General features: G+C 72.1%; 14 protein-coding genes. 9 read left to right on the top strand and 5 right to left on the bottom strand.

Going from position 1 to position 13,778, the window contains the following annotated elements:
* Positions 1–25: 25 nt before the first annotated feature.
* The 4 genes from rimI to ACIQWR_RS23040 all read left to right on the top strand — a co-directional run bounded on the left by rimI (position 26) and on the right by ACIQWR_RS23040 (position 2,772).
* A complete protein-coding gene (rimI, locus tag ACIQWR_RS23055; protein ID WP_404012633.1) occupies positions 26–520 on the top strand; it encodes a ribosomal protein S18-alanine N-acetyltransferase in 495 nt (164 codons plus the stop codon).
* On the top strand, positions 513–1,664 hold the full coding sequence (gene tsaD, locus ACIQWR_RS23050) for a tRNA (adenosine(37)-N6)-threonylcarbamoyltransferase complex transferase subunit TsaD (protein WP_404012529.1): 1,152 nt from the start codon (positions 513–515) through the stop codon (positions 1,662–1,664). The genes rimI and tsaD overlap by 8 nt, the downstream gene beginning before the upstream one ends.
* On the top strand, positions 1,661–1,945 hold the full coding sequence (locus ACIQWR_RS23045) for a hypothetical protein (RefSeq protein WP_404012527.1): 285 nt from the start codon (positions 1,661–1,663) through the stop codon (positions 1,943–1,945). Before tsaD ends, ACIQWR_RS23045 begins: the two co-directional genes overlap by 4 nt.
* A gap of 86 nt (positions 1,946–2,031) precedes the next feature.
* Positions 2,032–2,772 (top strand): hypothetical protein, encoded by a 741-nt coding sequence (locus tag ACIQWR_RS23040; protein WP_404012525.1) that lies wholly within the window; start codon positions 2,032–2,034, stop codon positions 2,770–2,772.
* Here the strand turns inward: ACIQWR_RS23040 and ACIQWR_RS23035 are convergent.
* Entirely contained in the window at positions 2,696–3,886 is a 1,191-nt protein-coding gene (locus ACIQWR_RS23035) for a methyltransferase domain-containing protein (protein WP_404012522.1), read from the bottom strand. The two genes, ACIQWR_RS23040 and ACIQWR_RS23035, sit on opposite strands and share 77 nt — an antisense overlap.
* Positions 3,887–4,022: 136 nt before the next feature.
* Here ACIQWR_RS23035 and ACIQWR_RS23030 point away from each other — a divergent pair, with 136 nt between their 5' ends.
* The 3 genes from ACIQWR_RS23030 (at position 4,023) to ACIQWR_RS23020 (ending at position 6,678) form a co-directional block, all read left to right on the top strand.
* Positions 4,023–4,919, top strand: a complete 897-nt coding sequence (locus tag ACIQWR_RS23030; protein WP_404012519.1) for a polysaccharide deacetylase family protein — start codon at positions 4,023–4,025, stop codon at positions 4,917–4,919.
* Positions 4,916–5,815, top strand: coding sequence for a polysaccharide deacetylase family protein (locus ACIQWR_RS23025; RefSeq protein ID WP_404012516.1), 900 nt, complete (start codon positions 4,916–4,918; stop codon positions 5,813–5,815). The genes ACIQWR_RS23030 and ACIQWR_RS23025 overlap by 4 nt, the downstream gene beginning before the upstream one ends.
* A gap of 77 nt (positions 5,816–5,892) precedes the next feature.
* Positions 5,893–6,678, top strand: a complete 786-nt coding sequence (locus ACIQWR_RS23020) for a GNAT family N-acetyltransferase (RefSeq protein WP_404012514.1) — start codon at positions 5,893–5,895, stop codon at positions 6,676–6,678.
* Between the two features lie 13 nt (positions 6,679–6,691).
* Here the strand turns inward: ACIQWR_RS23020 and ACIQWR_RS23015 are convergent, their stop codons facing one another.
* The 4 genes from ACIQWR_RS23015 to ACIQWR_RS23000 are packed head-to-tail and all read right to left on the bottom strand — an operon-like array spanning position 6,692 to position 11,452.
* A complete protein-coding gene (locus tag ACIQWR_RS23015; protein ID WP_404012511.1) occupies positions 6,692–8,080 on the bottom strand; it encodes an FtsW/RodA/SpoVE family cell cycle protein in 1,389 nt (462 codons plus the stop codon).
* On the bottom strand, positions 8,068–9,300 hold the full coding sequence (locus ACIQWR_RS23010; protein WP_404012509.1) for an LCP family protein: 1,233 nt from the start codon (positions 9,298–9,300) through the stop codon (positions 8,068–8,070). Before ACIQWR_RS23010 ends, ACIQWR_RS23015 begins: the two co-directional genes overlap by 13 nt.
* A gap of 57 nt (positions 9,301–9,357) precedes the next feature.
* Positions 9,358–10,767, bottom strand: a complete 1,410-nt coding sequence (locus ACIQWR_RS23005; RefSeq protein WP_404012506.1) for an ATP-binding protein — start codon at positions 10,765–10,767, stop codon at positions 9,358–9,360.
* Positions 10,760–11,452, bottom strand: coding sequence for a response regulator transcription factor (locus ACIQWR_RS23000; RefSeq protein WP_404012503.1), 693 nt, complete (start codon positions 11,450–11,452; stop codon positions 10,760–10,762). The genes ACIQWR_RS23005 and ACIQWR_RS23000 overlap by 8 nt, the downstream gene beginning before the upstream one ends.
* A gap of 220 nt (positions 11,453–11,672) precedes the next feature.
* Here ACIQWR_RS23000 and groES point away from each other — a divergent pair, with 220 nt between their 5' ends.
* Entirely contained in the window at positions 11,673–11,981 is a 309-nt protein-coding gene (gene groES, locus ACIQWR_RS22995; RefSeq protein WP_008739621.1) for a co-chaperone GroES, read from the top strand.
* A 133-nt stretch (positions 11,982–12,114) separates the two neighbouring features.
* Positions 12,115–13,740, top strand: coding sequence for a chaperonin GroEL (groL, locus tag ACIQWR_RS22990; RefSeq protein ID WP_404012500.1), 1,626 nt, complete (start codon positions 12,115–12,117; stop codon positions 13,738–13,740).
* Positions 13,741–13,778 lie beyond the last annotated feature (38 nt).

Below are 13,778 nucleotides of genomic sequence, written 5' to 3'. Positions count from 1 at the left end.
CGCCCCGGCCGTCCTGCTGCGCGAGATGCGCTGGTGGGACATCGGGTCCGTGCTGGAGCTGGAGCAGGAGCTCTTCCCCGAGGACGCCTGGTCCGCGGGGATGTTCTGGTCCGAGTTGGCGCACGCCCGCGGGCCGCTGGCCACCCGCCGCTACGTGGTCGCCGAGGAGGCGGACGGCGGCCGCCTGGTCGGCTACGCCGGGCTCGCCGCCGTCGGCGACCTGGGCGACGTACAGACCATCGCGGCGGCCCGCGATCAGTGGGGGACCGGGCTCGGCGCCCGGCTGCTCACCGATCTGCTCGGCGCCGCCACCGCCTTCGAATGCGCCGAAGTGCTGCTGGAGGTGCGGGTGGACAACACCCGCGCCCAGCGGCTCTACGAGCGCTTCGGCTTCGAGCCGATCGGCTTCCGGCGCGGCTACTACCAGCCCGGCAACATCGACGCGCTCGTGATGCGACTCTCCGATCCCGCACGTTCCGTCCCCGTGGACGGACCAGTTCAAGGTGAATCCCATGGCTGACGAACCGCTCGTCCTCGGCATCGAGACGTCCTGCGACGAAACCGGTGTCGGCGTGGTGCGCGGCACCACGCTCCTCGCCGACGCGATCGCCTCCAGCGTGGACGAGCACGCGCGCTTCGGCGGGGTCGTGCCCGAGGTGGCCTCGCGCGCGCACCTGGAAGCGATGGTCCCGACCATCGAGCGCGCCCTGAAGGAGGCCGGGGTCAGCGCCCGCGACCTCGACGGCATCGCCGTGACCGCGGGCCCCGGTCTGGCCGGGGCGCTGCTGGTCGGCGTATCGGCGGCGAAGGCCTACGCCTACGCGCTCGGCAAGCCGCTCTACGGCGTGAACCACCTGGCCTCCCACATTTGCGTGGACCAGCTGGAGCACGGCCCGCTGCCGGAGCCCACGATGGCCCTGCTGGTCTCCGGCGGGCACTCCTCGCTGCTGCTGGCCCCGGACATCACCAGCGACGTACGGCCGCTGGGCGCGACCATCGACGACGCGGCGGGCGAGGCCTTCGACAAGATCGCGCGGGTGCTCCAGCTGGGCTTCCCGGGCGGTCCGGTCATCGACCGGCTCGCGCGCGAGGGCGACCCGAAGGCGATCAACTTCCCGCGCGGGCTGACCGGGCCGCGCGACGCCGCGTACGACTTCTCCTTCTCCGGGCTCAAGACCGCCGTGGCGCGCTGGATCGAGGCGAAGCGCAAGGCCGGCGAGGAGGTGCCGGTGCGCGATGTGGCCGCGTCCTTCCAGGAGGCCGTGGTGGACGTGCTGACGCGCAAGGCGATCCGCGCCTGCAAGGACGAGGGCGTCGACCACCTGATGATCGGCGGCGGCGTGGCCGCCAACTCGCGGCTGCGCTCGCTGGCGCAGGAGCGCTGCGACGACGCCGGGATCGTGCTGCGGGTGCCGCGGCCGAAGCTGTGCACGGACAACGGCGCGATGGTGGCGGCGCTGGGCGCGGAGATGGTCAAGCGGAACCGGCCGGCCTCGGACTGGGACCTCTCGGCGGACTCCTCGCTGCCGGTGACCGAACCGCACGTGCCCGGTACGTCGCACGAGCACGGCGACGGGGACGGGCACGGGCACGCGCACGGGCACGGCCACGCGCACGACCACGATCACGTGCACGAGCTGAGCAAGGACAACCTGTACTCATGAGCACCACCGTGGCCGTGATGTGGGAGGCCCGGGCCGCCGACGGCCGGGGCAACGAGCTGCTGGAATGGGCCCGTTCGCAGGTGCTCGCCCGTGAACCGGTGCGCCGCGAGGTGTTCCGGGCGGCGCAGGACCGGGTCCTGGTCATCACCTGGTGGGAGGTGGGTGACGGTGCGGGCGGCGGCGCGGAGGCGCTGCCCGAGCTGCCCGAACCGGCCGCCGACCTGATCGCCCGGCCGGTGCACCGGTGGCGCTTCGAGTCCGTGGAGCGGACCGGCGGCTGATCGGCGGCCGGACCGGGCCGGACCCGGACACGGCCCGCACCCGGCCCGGGCCCGGACCGTTCCGGAGTGCCGCTATCGTCATGCGCATGCCCCGCAGTGACCTGCCGCCACCACCGCCGCCCGCGCACCTGCGCGCATGGCTGGACGCCCACGCCGTCCGGGCCGACCGGGCCCGCTACCTGGGGGAGTTGGAGCGGCTGAGCCTGGGCACGGGGCGGCTGCTGCTGCTCTGGGCGGTCAGCGCCGTCTTCGCCCTCGGCTGGTCCTTCGTCGGCATGGCGCTGATGGCCTTCGAAGAGGGCGGCCTGACCGAGCAGTTCGTCGGCGTCGTCTTCCTGGTCCTGGGCGCGGGGGTCCTCGTACCGGCCGGCTTCTGGTTCGTGTGGGGCGTCAAGCGGGACCGCCGGGTGCGCCAACTGCTCTCCGCGTGGGCCGAGTCGGACCGCGATCCGGTCAACGACGCCCGGCTGCGGATGCCCGGGCGGAGCCTGGCGTGGCTGCTGTCCTCGCTGGTCCTGTGCGCGCTCGGGCTGTGGGTGACCTTCGGGAGCGCGAGCGCCGCCCGACCCGGCTCGGAGACCTACGGCGAGGTGGCCTCCCTGATGGGCCTCGGGATGATCCTGTGGATCACCGGGCTGTTGGGCGCGGGCAAGGCGGCCGCGCACTACCGGTGGGCCCTGCGGGCCTTCCACCCGCTCCGGCGCCCGCCGGCCGCGCCGCCCGGGGCGGGCCCGGTCGAGGGCGCCGCCGTCACCCCCGGGGCGTCGGTACCGGCGCAGGAGCGCCGATCAGCATCGAAGGAGCGCCCGCCACTCGGGTCAGGATGACCGTCGCGGAGTTCGGCCCCTGCGGTTTGACCTTGCGGCGCAGCTCTTCCGGTTCGATCGCGGAGCCTCGCTTCTTGACGGTCAGGATGCCCACTCCGCGCTCGCGCAGCAGGGCCTTGAGCTTCTTGAGGCCGAAGGGCAGCACGTCGGTGATCTCGTAGGCGGTGGCGTACGGCGTCGCGCGCAGCTCGTCGGCGGTGATGTAGGCGATGGTCGGGTCGATCAGCCGCCCGTCGAGCTGCTCGGCGACCTCGGCGACGAGGTGGGCGCGGATGACCGCGCCGTCCGGTTCGTAGAGGTAGCGGCCCACCGGTCCGGCCTCCGGGTCGGGCAGCGGGTCCTCGGTGCGCAGCGTGCGCGGCCCGGGGAGCAGGGTCGCGCGGATCGTGCCGGGCGAGGTCCCGAACCAGAGCACGGCCTCCTTCACGTCCCCTCCGTCGGAGATCCACTCGGCCTCGGCCTCGGCCGGGACGGCCTCGTGCGGGATCCCGGGGGCGATCTTGATGGCCGCGTACTTCGCCGCGCGGGCGGTCTCTACGGCCCAGGACAGCGGCGGCGAGTACCCCTCGGGGTCGAAGATCCGCCCGCGCCCGCCGCGCCGCGCCGGGTCGAGGAAGACGGCGTCGTAGCCGGCGGTGTCGACCTCGGTGACATCGGCCTCCACGACCTCGATCAGGTCGGCCAGCCCCAGCGCCTCGGCGTTCGCGCGGGCGACGGCGACGGTCAGCGGGTCCCGGTCCACGGCGAGCACCCGGATCCCGGCGCGGGCCAGCGCCAGCGCGTCCCCGCCGATGCCGCAGCACAGGTCGGCGACCGACCGTACGCCGAGCGCGGCGATCCGCTCGGCGCGGTACGTCGCCACGGCCGCCCGGGTGGCCATCTCGCCGCCGCCGGGCGTGAAGTACATCCGGTACGCGTCCTCGGCCCCGAACTTCACCACCGCGCGCTGGCGCAGCCGGGCCTGCCCGAGGGCGGCGGAGACCAGCTCGGCGGGGTGTTCGCGGCGCAGCCGGGTGGCCACGGCCAGCTCCTGGGCCGGGTCGTAGTCGCGCAGCGAGTCGAGCAGGGCGCGGCCCTCGGGGGCGAGCAGGGCGGCGAAGTCTTCGGGGTTCACCGCTTCATTGTCGGACAGTTTGGGCCACTCGATGGATCGTCCGCCGCCGGTCGCGGTGTCGCCGCGGGAGGGCGGGGGCCGGGTGCCAGGATGCGCAGCTATGCAGCTAGTAGGAAAAAACGGAAATAAGGCGCGTATGGGTCACCGAGTCGCGGGCACGCGCGGCCGGTACGGGGTGGCGCTGGCCGCGCTGCTGGTCGCCGCCCTCGGGACGGCCTGCGGCTCGACCGGGTCCGCCCCCGCGGTGAAGGACAAGAAGGCGGAGACCGGCCGCAGCGGCGCCCAGGGCGGCCCCGCGGTCAGCGCCCAGCAGCTCCAGCAGGCACGGGCCCTCGCCGCCAAGAAGTGGGGGCTGGCCCAGGCGCCGCTCGCCGCGCCCGCGGCGCCGAAGACCAAGCCGGAGATCACCTTCCGCAAGGGCTTCGAGGTGGAGGACGGCGACGAGCTCCCGCCGGTCTTCACGACCGTGCCCACCGAGGACAAGGTCGTCTTCCTGACGATCGACGACGGGGCCGAGAAGGACCCCGAGTTCCTGAAGATGATGCAGGAGCTGAAGCTCCCGTACACGGCGTTCCTCAGCGACTACCTGGTGCGCGACAACTACGCGTACTTCAAGCAGATGCAGTCCGAGGGCGTCTCCATCAACAACCACACGCTCAACCACCGCTACCTGCCCGCCCTCTCCTACGAGAAGCAGCGCCAGGAGATCTGCGGCATGCAGGACACCATCCAGAAGGAGTTCGGCAAGCGGCCGACCCTCTTCCGCCCGCCGTACGGCAACTACAACCAGGACACGCTGCGCGCGGCGAAGTCGTGCGGAGTGAAGTCCGTTCCGATCTGGAACGCCGAGGCGTTCACGGACAGAATGGACTACCGGGAAGAGGACAAGGACCTGCACCCCGGCGACATCATCCTCACGCACTTCCGGGGGCGGGAGGACTGGAAGGGCACGATGCCTGACATGATCCGCCAGGTGATGAAGACCGTCACGGCGAAGGGATACGCCGTGGCCCGCTTGGAGGATTACTTGTGAGCATCGCGCGCCGGTTGACGGCCGGAACGCTGGCGGCCGGCGCGCTCGCGCTGTCCCTTTCGGGGTGCGGGAACAGCGTGGACCCCATCGAGCGGCTCGGCCGCAAGACGGCGCAGGCGTCGCAGGGAACCGCGACGGACGGCACGGGCCCGGGAGGCGGCAGCGCCAAGCCGTCCCCCGCGCCCTCCGCGAGCGCCTCCGCGAACGACGCCCACAAGCGGTGGGGCCTCGCCAAGCCACTGGAATTCGCGGCGAAGCCCGCGCAGAAGCCGCAGCTCCCGAAGGCCGGGCCGGGCAAGATACCCGTGGTGAACCGGATACCCGTGCCCGCCGGGGAGAAGACCGTCTTCCTGACCTTCGACGACGGCGCGGAGAAGAACCCCGAGTTCCTGAAGATGGCGGCCGACCTCAAACTGCCGATCAGCATGTTCCTGACGGACAACATCGCCTCGTCGGACTACGGGCACTTCCAGTCGCTCCGCGACAACGGCTCGCACAGCACGATAAACAACCACACGCTGACCCACCCGAACCTGCGCACGCTGTCCTTCGCGGCGCAGAAGAAGGAGATATGCGGTCAGCAGGAACGCCTGGAGAAGCGCTTCGGCGCCAAACCGCCCCTCTTCCGCCCGCCGTACGGCAACTACAACGACGACACCCTGCGCGCCGCCTCGGAGTGCGGGATCTCGTACGTGGTCCTGTGGCAGGCCTCGATGCAGATCAACAACTTCCAGTACGCCGAGGGCGACGCCCTGAAGCCCGGTGACATCGTCCTCGCCCACTTCCGCGGCCCGGCCGAGCTCAAGGGTGCGACGGAGATCGAGATGACGACCCGGATGCTCCAGCGCATACAGGAGCAGGGCTACAAGATCGGGCGCCTGGAGGACTACCTCTGATCCGCCCGCGGCACGACCTGCGGGCCGGGGCCGAAAAGGCCGGGCGGGCGGGGTCGGGCGCTGGTTAGGGTGCGTTCATGAGCGGACCCGTACCCGAAACGCAGCAGATCACCGCCTTCCTGTCCGGCTTCGCCCGCAGGCAGGCGGAGCGTACGGTCGACCTGGCGGGCGGTTTCGCGGCGCTCGACGACACCTTCCACCACTCCCGGGCCGACAACCAGCTCGTCATCGACGACCCCGCCGCCCTGGATCCCGAGGCGCTACCCGCCCTCGCCGACGAGGCGCTCGGGCACCTGCCCTTCCGGCTGGTCAGCGTCCTGGACGAGGCGGTCGGAGCCGCCGCGGCCCCGGCCATGGTCCGGGCCGGCTACGCCCACGTGACCCTGGTCGTCCTGCGGCACACCGGACCCGTGCCGGCCGCCGCCGCCGGGGTGCCCGCCGCCGGGGAGGTGGACCTGGCCGCCTTCCGCGAGCCGCTCGCCCGTCGCTGGCGCGGGTTCCTCCCGAAGGCCGACGCGGCGGAGCTGGACCAGCTCGTGGCCCGGCGCCGGGCCCGGCTGCGCGGCGCCGCCGACGTGCGCTTCCTGGGCGCCCGCGGCGCCGAGGGGGAGGTCGCCGCCTGGTGCGACCTCTACCTCGCCCCGGCCGCGGGCACCGCACAGATCGAGGACCTGATGACCGACGGGGCGCAGCTGGGCCGCGGCTACGGCGACGCCGTCCTCACCGCGGCCCTGAACGTGGCCGCCGACGCCGGCTGCGGCACGCGCTTCCTCACCGCAGACGAGGCCGACTGGCCCCGGCACTGGTACGCGCGCCGGGGCTTCGTCCAGGTGGGCCGGGTGCACGTCTTCGACCGCGGCTGAACCACGACGGGCCCTACGCCGCCAGCGTGGCCGGGGGCTCCGACATCGGCTGGGAGTCCGCCTCCCGCTGACGTTCCGCGCTGTCGCTGATCCTGATCAGCAACCCGATCATGATCCAGTTGGCCAGCAGCGACGAACCGCCGCTCGCCAGGAACGGCAGCGCCTTTCCGGTGAGCGGGATCAGCCCGGTCACCCCGCCCGCGACCACGAACACCTGGAGCGCCAGCGCGGAGGCGAGACCGACCGCCAGCAGCTTGCCGAAGGGGTCGCGGGCGCCGAGCGCCATCCGCAGCCCCCGCTGGGCCAGCAGCCCGTAGATGATCAGCACCGCCATCACCCCGGCCAGGCCCAGCTCCTCGCCGACCGTGGTCAGGATGAAGTCGCTGCGCCCCGCGAAGCCGAGCAGCTCGGGGTGGCCCATGCCGAGCCCGGTGCCGGAGACCCCGCCGGTGCCGAAGCTGAACAGCGCCTGCGCCGACTGGTCGGAGACGATGCCCGCCGGCCGGGGGTTGTGGTAGTACGACAGCGGGTCCAGCCAGGCGGCCACGCGGCCCTTCACGTGCGGCTGGGTCGTCCCCACGACGAAGGCGCCGAGGGCGGCCATGAGGCCGCCGCAGATGATCCAGCTGGTGCGCTCGGTGGCGACGTAGAGCATCACCACGAAGACGCCGAAGAAGATCAGCGAGGTGCCGAGGTCGCGCTCGAAGACGAGCACCAGCAGGGAGACGATCCACACCGTGATGATCGGGCCGAGCTGGCGCATCGGCGGCAGCCGCATGCCCAGGAACTTGCGCCCGGCCAGGGCCAGGGTGTCGCGGTGCAGGACCAGATAGCCCGCGAAGAACACCGCGATCATGATCTTCACGAACTCGCCCGGCTGGAGCGACATCCCGAAGAGGATGATCCACCGCTTCGCGCCGTACGTGTCCGCGCCGAAGAACGCGGGCGCGATCAGCAGCACCAGCGAGACGACCATCGTGATGTAGATGAACCGCTGGAGCAGCCGGTGGTCGCGCAAGAGCGCGACCACGCCCAGACAGGCCGCGACGCCGACCACCGACCAGATCAGCTGCCCGGGCGCGACCGCCGACGCTTTGTACCGCTCGATGTACGCCTGGTCCAGCCGGTGCAGCAGCACCAGCCCCAGCCCGGTGAGCAGCATCGCCAGCGGCAGGATCAGCGGATCGGCGTAGGCGGCGAACCGGCGCACGCCGAGGTGCCCCACCAGCGAGAGCAGCGTCATGCTGACCGCGAAGCCGGTGAGGTTGGAGGGCAGCTGGTCGTTCATCGCCAGGCTCGCGCTCACGTGCCCGAAGACGGTGATGGCGACGACCAGGACCAGCAGCAGGGCTTCCGTACGACGGCGGGCGCCCGACGTCGTACTCGGGTTCAGTCCACGCACGGGATGCCGCCGCCGTCGATGGCGGGCTTCCTCTCGTCCGTGGTCGGCGGGGGCGCGACCGGTGGGGTCGAACCCGCGGTCCCGGCACCCGGTGACGAGGCAGCGCCACCCGGTGCACTCGGGCTCGCGGTCGCCCTGGGCCCTATCTGCTCGGTGATGAGGCGCTTTATCTTCATATCGTCTACGACGTTGATGTCGGTCCCATGGTTGCTTCCGAACCTCTCGATGGGCAGTGTCGTGAATTCCACATTGCCGCCGGACAGGTTCTTCGCCTGCTTGACGAAGGACATCAGGTCCCAGCCCTCATCGGTCACCACGTCCTGCTTGGCCGTGTTGATCAGCTTGAGCAGTTTCACCGGATCCGTAAAGGTCCCCGCGTCGTTCAGCTTCTTCGTCGCCCCGGCCAAGAACGCCTGCTGGCGCCGCGTCCGGTCCAGGTCGCCGCCGTCCAGACCCATCCGCTGGCGCACGAAGGCCAGGGACTGCTGCCCGTTCAGGGTCTGTCGCCCGGCCGGGAAGTCCGCGCCGGAGTTCTTGTCCTTGACCGCCTTGTTCAGGCACACCGGTACGCCGCCCAGGGCGTCCGCCACGTGGTAGAAACCGGCCAGGTTCAGCTCGGCGAAGTGGTCGATCGGCACGCCCAGGAACGCCCGCACCGTGTCGAGCGAGGCCTTGCGCCCCGCCTCGCGCCCCTCCCGCTCCAGCTGCCGGCCGTCCTTGACCCCCTGGCCGGACAACTGCTCCTCGCGCTTCGCCTTCGCCCGCCCGTAGGCCTCCTTGATCTTCTGCTTGCCCGTGTCCCCGGGCACCCCGTGCATCGTCACGAAGTCGTCGCGCGGGATGGAGAAGGCCTTCGCCCTGCCGCCGTCGGCCGGCACGTGCAGGAGGATCAGGGTGTTCGTGTTGTAGCCGCCGATGTCGGAACTGCCGGCGTGCAGCTTGTCGAGGACCGAGTCGGGCAGCGGCTCGCCGTTCTGGTCCCGACGGCTGTCCAGCCCCATCAACAGGATGTTCAGGTCCCCGGCCTGCGACTTCTCCGCCCCCTCCAACGCCTTGGAGCTGCCGATGCTGCCCGCCAGGTCGTCGTAGAGGTACCAGCCCGTGGCCCCCGCCAGCACGGCCAGCGCGCAGCCGGTGACCAGCAGCGCGCGCCCGATCCGCCGGTGCGGCCCCCGTGCCCCCCGGGTGCCCTGACCCGTCTTCCTGCGATGCGCACTCATGCCATCCGATGCTGGGGGCCGGTCGCTGAAGGAAACCTGAGGGTTCTGAAGACCCCTTCAGGACCCGGCCGGCAGCCGCAGCACCAGGCGCGCCCCGCCCCCGTCCGCCGGGGCCGCCGCGCTCACCTCGCCGCCGTGCGAGCGGGCGATCTCCCGGGCGATGGCCAGGCCCAGCCCGGTGCCGCCACTGGCCCGGCCCCGGTCCGGGTCCAGCCGGACGAACCGCTCGAAGACCCGGTCCCGGTCCGCCGCCGGGATCCCCGGACCGTCGTCGGTGACCTCCAGCACGTTCCAGCCACCGCGCGCGTACGCCCGTACGACCACCTCGGTACGAGCGTGCCGCAGCGCGTTGTCCACCAGGTTGGCCAGCGCCCGCTCCAGCCGCGCCGGATCCCCGACCGCCGGTACGGGCGCCCCCGCCACCACCCGCAGCCGCACCCGCGGCGCGCGCCGCCGGGCCGCGTCCTCCGCGGCCAGCAGCGCCAGGTCCACCGGCTCGGTGCGCGGCGCGGGCCGCCCGTCGAGCCGGGCCAGCAGCAGCAGGTCGGCCGCGATCCGCTGGAGCCGCTCGGTGTCGGCCAGGGCGGCCGCGACCGACTCCCGGTCGGGCTCCTCCAACGCCACCTCCAGCCGGGACCGCACGGCGGCCAGCGGATTGCGCAGCTCGTGCGAGGCATCGGCGGTGAACTGGCGCTGGCGGGCGTCCGAGCGCTCCAGCCGGTCCAGGGTGTCGTTCACGGTCCGGGCGAGGCGCGCGATCTCGTCCGCCCCGCCGGGGTCGGGCACCCGCCGGTCCAGCTCGCTCGCGGTGACCGAGGCCAGGGCGTCGCCGATCGCGGTGACCGGACGCAGCGCCAGCCCCGCGACCCACCAGGCGAGCGCGGCGGCGAAGGCGATCAGCGGGGGCGCGCCGCCCAGCATCCCGTAGGCGACGGAACGGGTGGCGCCGTCCACGTCCCCGAGGACGGTCATCGCGTAGACGTAGTGCGGTGCGTCAACGGCGCCGACGGCCCCGGGCGGCCCGGGGGAGCGGACCACGACCACCGCGCGCCGCTCGCCGCTCCCGGGGGCGGGCGGCGGCAGGACGACCGCGCGCGAATCCGCCCCGGCGGCCGGCCGCAGCCCCGCCAGCTCGGCGGGCAGCCGCCCCGGATCCCCGCTGGCGGCGGCCACCGTGCCGGCGGAGTCCAGGACGAGCACCAGGTCCACCCCGCTCTCGGGGGCCGGCAGCCGCCCCGCGGGCAGGGTCCGGGTGTCGAGCTGGGCCGCCACCTTGCGGGCGGCCAGTTCGGTGCGGCCGTTGGTGTTGTCCAGCAGGTTGGCGCGCAGCAGGTAGTAGAGCCAGATCCCGCCCACGGCCAGCACGGCCGCCATCGCGAGCGCGGCGGCCAGCGCCGCGCGGGCCCGGACGCTGCTGGGCCGTCTCCTGCGGACCGTGCCGGGCCCGCGACGAGATGGCCTAACCACCGTCGGGGGCCATCCGGTAGCCGGTGCCGTGGACGGTGCGGATGGAGCGGCGCCCGAAGGGGGCGTCGATCTTCTTGCGCAGCGAGGAGACGTACACCTCGACGATGTTCGGGTCGATGCCCGCGGAGCCGCCGGGGGAGCACCAGACCTCGTCGAGGATCTCCTGCTTGGCCACGGCCCGTCCCGGGTTCTCCATCAGGCAGGCCAGCACGCCCAGCTCGCGGGCGGTCAGCTCGATGTCCCGGGTGCCCCGGCGGCAGCGGCGGGCCTCGGGGTCGAGGAAGAGGTCGCCGGCCTGGAGGGTGGCGGCGCGCCCGGGGGCCCCGGCCCGCCGGGCCAGCGCCCGGACGCGGGCGCACAGGACGACGAAGGAGAACGGCTTGGTCAGGTAGTCGTCGGCGCCGGAGTCCAGGCCCTCGGCCTCGTCGTACTCGCCGTCCTTGGCGGTGAGCATCAGCACCGGGGTCGCGTCGCCGTGGGCGCGCATCCGCGTGCAGATCTCGTACCCGCTGAGCCCGGGCAGCATCAGGTCCAGCAGGACCACGTCGTAGGGACCGCCGCTGAGCGCGAGCTCCAGGCCGCGGTGGCCGTCGTGCGCGACCTCGACCCAGTGGCCCTCGGCGGACAGGCCGCGCCGGAGGGACTCGGCCAGCCCCTCTTCGTCTTCGACCACGAGAATGCGCACGTCCCAAGCGTCACACACCGGGCGCGGACAACACCGGAGGCGAGAAATTGGCACTCCGCTTGACCGAGTGCTAATCGCCGGAATAGTCTCGGGCCTGGCACTCGCCACTGGTGAGTGCCAACACAGCGACAGGCAGGTCCGGCACCCGCGACGACGGAACCACCTGGTCGCCACCCCAAACAGTTAACCCCGTGAGATCTCCGAAGGGGGAGACCGGATCGTGACGACCACCAGCTCCAAGGTTGCCATCAAGCCGCTTGAGGACCGCATTGTGGTCCAGCCGCTCGACGCCGAGCAGACCACGGCTTCCGGCCTGGTCATCCCGGACACCGCGAAGGAGAAGCCCCAGGAGGGCGTCGTCCTCGCCGTGGGTCCGGGTCGCTTCGAGGACGGCCAGCGTCTTCCGCTGGACGTCACCGTCGGCGACGTCGTCCTGTACAGCAAGTACGGCGGCACCGAAGTGAAGTACAACGGCGAGGAATACCTCGTCCTCTCGGCCCGCGACGTGCTCGCGATCGTCGAGAAGTAAGTCACTTCTCCAGTTTTGCTTTGAGCTACGCCCCTGGTCACCCCTGCTGATGCCGGGCGGCGAGGGGCGTAGTTCGTTCAAGGCGGTCGCGGTGAGCGGCCGGGGATCGCAACGAGAGGGCTGAACCGCTCCCATGCCGAAGATTCTTAAGTTTGACGAGGACGCCCGTCGCGCTCTGGAGCGCGGTGTCAACAAGCTTGCCGACACGGTCAAGGTGACGATCGGCCCCAAGGGCCGCAACGTCGTCATCGACAAGAAGTTCGGCGCTCCCACCATCACCAACGACGGTGTCACCATCGCGCGCGAGGTCGAGCTCGACGACCCGTACGAGAACCTCGGTGCCCAGCTCGTGAAGGAGGTGGCGACCAAGACCAACGACATCGCGGGTGACGGCACCACCACCGCCACCGTGCTGGCCCAGGCGCTGGTCCGCGAGGGTCTGCGCAACGTCGCCGCCGGCGCCTCCCCGGCCGCCCTGAAGAAGGGCATCGACGCGGCGGTCAAGGCCGTCTCCGCCGAGCTGCTGGAGACCGCCCGCCCGATCGAGGACAAGTCCGACATCGCCGCCGTGGCCGCGCTCTCCGCGCAGGACACCCAGGTCGGCGAGCTCATCGCCGAGGCGATGGACAAGGTCGGCAAGGACGGTGTCATCACCGTCGAGGAGTCCAACACCTTCGGCCTGGAGCTGGAGTTCACCGAGGGCATGGCCTTCGACAAGGGCTACCTCTCGCCGTACATGGTCTCCGACCAGGAGCGTATGGAGGCCGTCCTCGAGGACCCCTACATCCTGATCAACCAGGGCAAGATCTCCTCCATCCAGGACCTGCTCCCGCTGCTGGAGAAGGTCATCCAGGGTGGCGGCTCCCGCCCGCTGCTGATCATCGCCGAGGACGTCGAGGGCGAGGCGCTCTCCACCCTCGTCGTCAACAAGATCCGTGGCACCTTCAACGCCGTGGCCGTCAAGGCCCCCGGCTTCGGTGACCGCCGCAAGGCGATGCTCCAGGACATGGCCGCCCTCACCGGCGCCACCGTCATCGCCGAAGAGGTCGGCCTCAAGCTCGACCAGGCCGGCCTGGACGTACTGGGCTCCGCCCGCCGCGTCACGATCACCAAGGACGACACGGTCGTCGTCGACGGTGGCGGCAGCAGCGACGACGTGCTCGGTCGCGTCAACCAGATCAAGGCCGAGATCGAGTCCACGGACTCGGACTGGGACCGCGAGAAGCTGCAGGAGCGCCTGGCGAAGCTCGCCGGTGGCGTCTGCGTCATCAAGGTCGGCGCCGCCACCGAGGTGGAGCTCAAGGAGAAGAAGCACCGCCTCGAGGACGCCATCTCGGCGACCCGCGCCGCGGTCGAGGAGGGCATCGTCTCCGGCGGTGGCTCCGCGCTCGTCCACGCCGTCAAGGTCCTGGAGGGCAACCTCGACCTGACCGGCGACGAGGCCACCGGCGTCTCGGTCGTCCGTCGCGCCGCCGTCGAGCCGCTGCGCTGGATCGCGGAGAACGCGGGCCTCGAGGGCTACGTCATCACCGCGAAGGTCGCCGAGCTCGACAAGGGCCAGGGCTTCAACGCCGCCACCGGCGAGTACGGCGACCTGGTCAAGGCCGGCGTCATCGACCCGGTCAAGGTCACCCGCTCCGCCCTGGAGAACGCCGCCTCCATCGCCTCCCTGCTGCTCACGACCGAGACCCTGGTCGTCGAGAAGCCGGCCGAGGACGAGGGCGACGCCGGTCACGGCGGCCACGGCCACAGCCACTGACCTGGTCGGTAGCGCGCCGGCCCGCCGGCGCGCCCGCC

Source organism: Streptomyces sp. NPDC098789, from assembly GCF_044759975.1.
Classification (GTDB): Bacteria; Actinomycetota; Actinomycetes; order Streptomycetales; family Streptomycetaceae; genus Streptomyces.
This window is presented reverse-complemented; position numbering and strand designations above follow the sequence as displayed.

What these genes read in the sequence shown, in the direction of transcription:
- rimI (WP_404012633.1), top strand. Translation starts at nt 26, where the DNA reads ATGCGCTGGTGGGACATCGGGTCCGTGCTGGAGCTGGAGCAGGAGCTC.
- tsaD (WP_404012529.1), top strand. Translation starts at nt 513, where the DNA reads ATGGCTGACGAACCGCTCGTCCTCGGCATCGAGACGTCCTGCGACGAA.
- ACIQWR_RS23045 (WP_404012527.1), top strand. Translation starts at nt 1,661, where the DNA reads ATGAGCACCACCGTGGCCGTGATGTGGGAGGCCCGGGCCGCCGACGGC.
- ACIQWR_RS23040 (WP_404012525.1), top strand. Translation starts at nt 2,032, where the DNA reads ATGCCCCGCAGTGACCTGCCGCCACCACCGCCGCCCGCGCACCTGCGC.
- ACIQWR_RS23030 (WP_404012519.1), top strand. Translation starts at nt 4,023, where the DNA reads ATGGGTCACCGAGTCGCGGGCACGCGCGGCCGGTACGGGGTGGCGCTG.
- ACIQWR_RS23020 (WP_404012514.1), top strand. Translation starts at nt 5,893, where the DNA reads ATGAGCGGACCCGTACCCGAAACGCAGCAGATCACCGCCTTCCTGTCC.
- ACIQWR_RS23010 (WP_404012509.1), bottom strand. Translation starts at nt 9,300, where the DNA reads ATGAGTGCGCATCGCAGGAAGACGGGTCAGGGCACCCGGGGGGCACGG.
- groL (WP_404012500.1), top strand. Translation starts at nt 12,115, where the DNA reads ATGCCGAAGATTCTTAAGTTTGACGAGGACGCCCGTCGCGCTCTGGAG.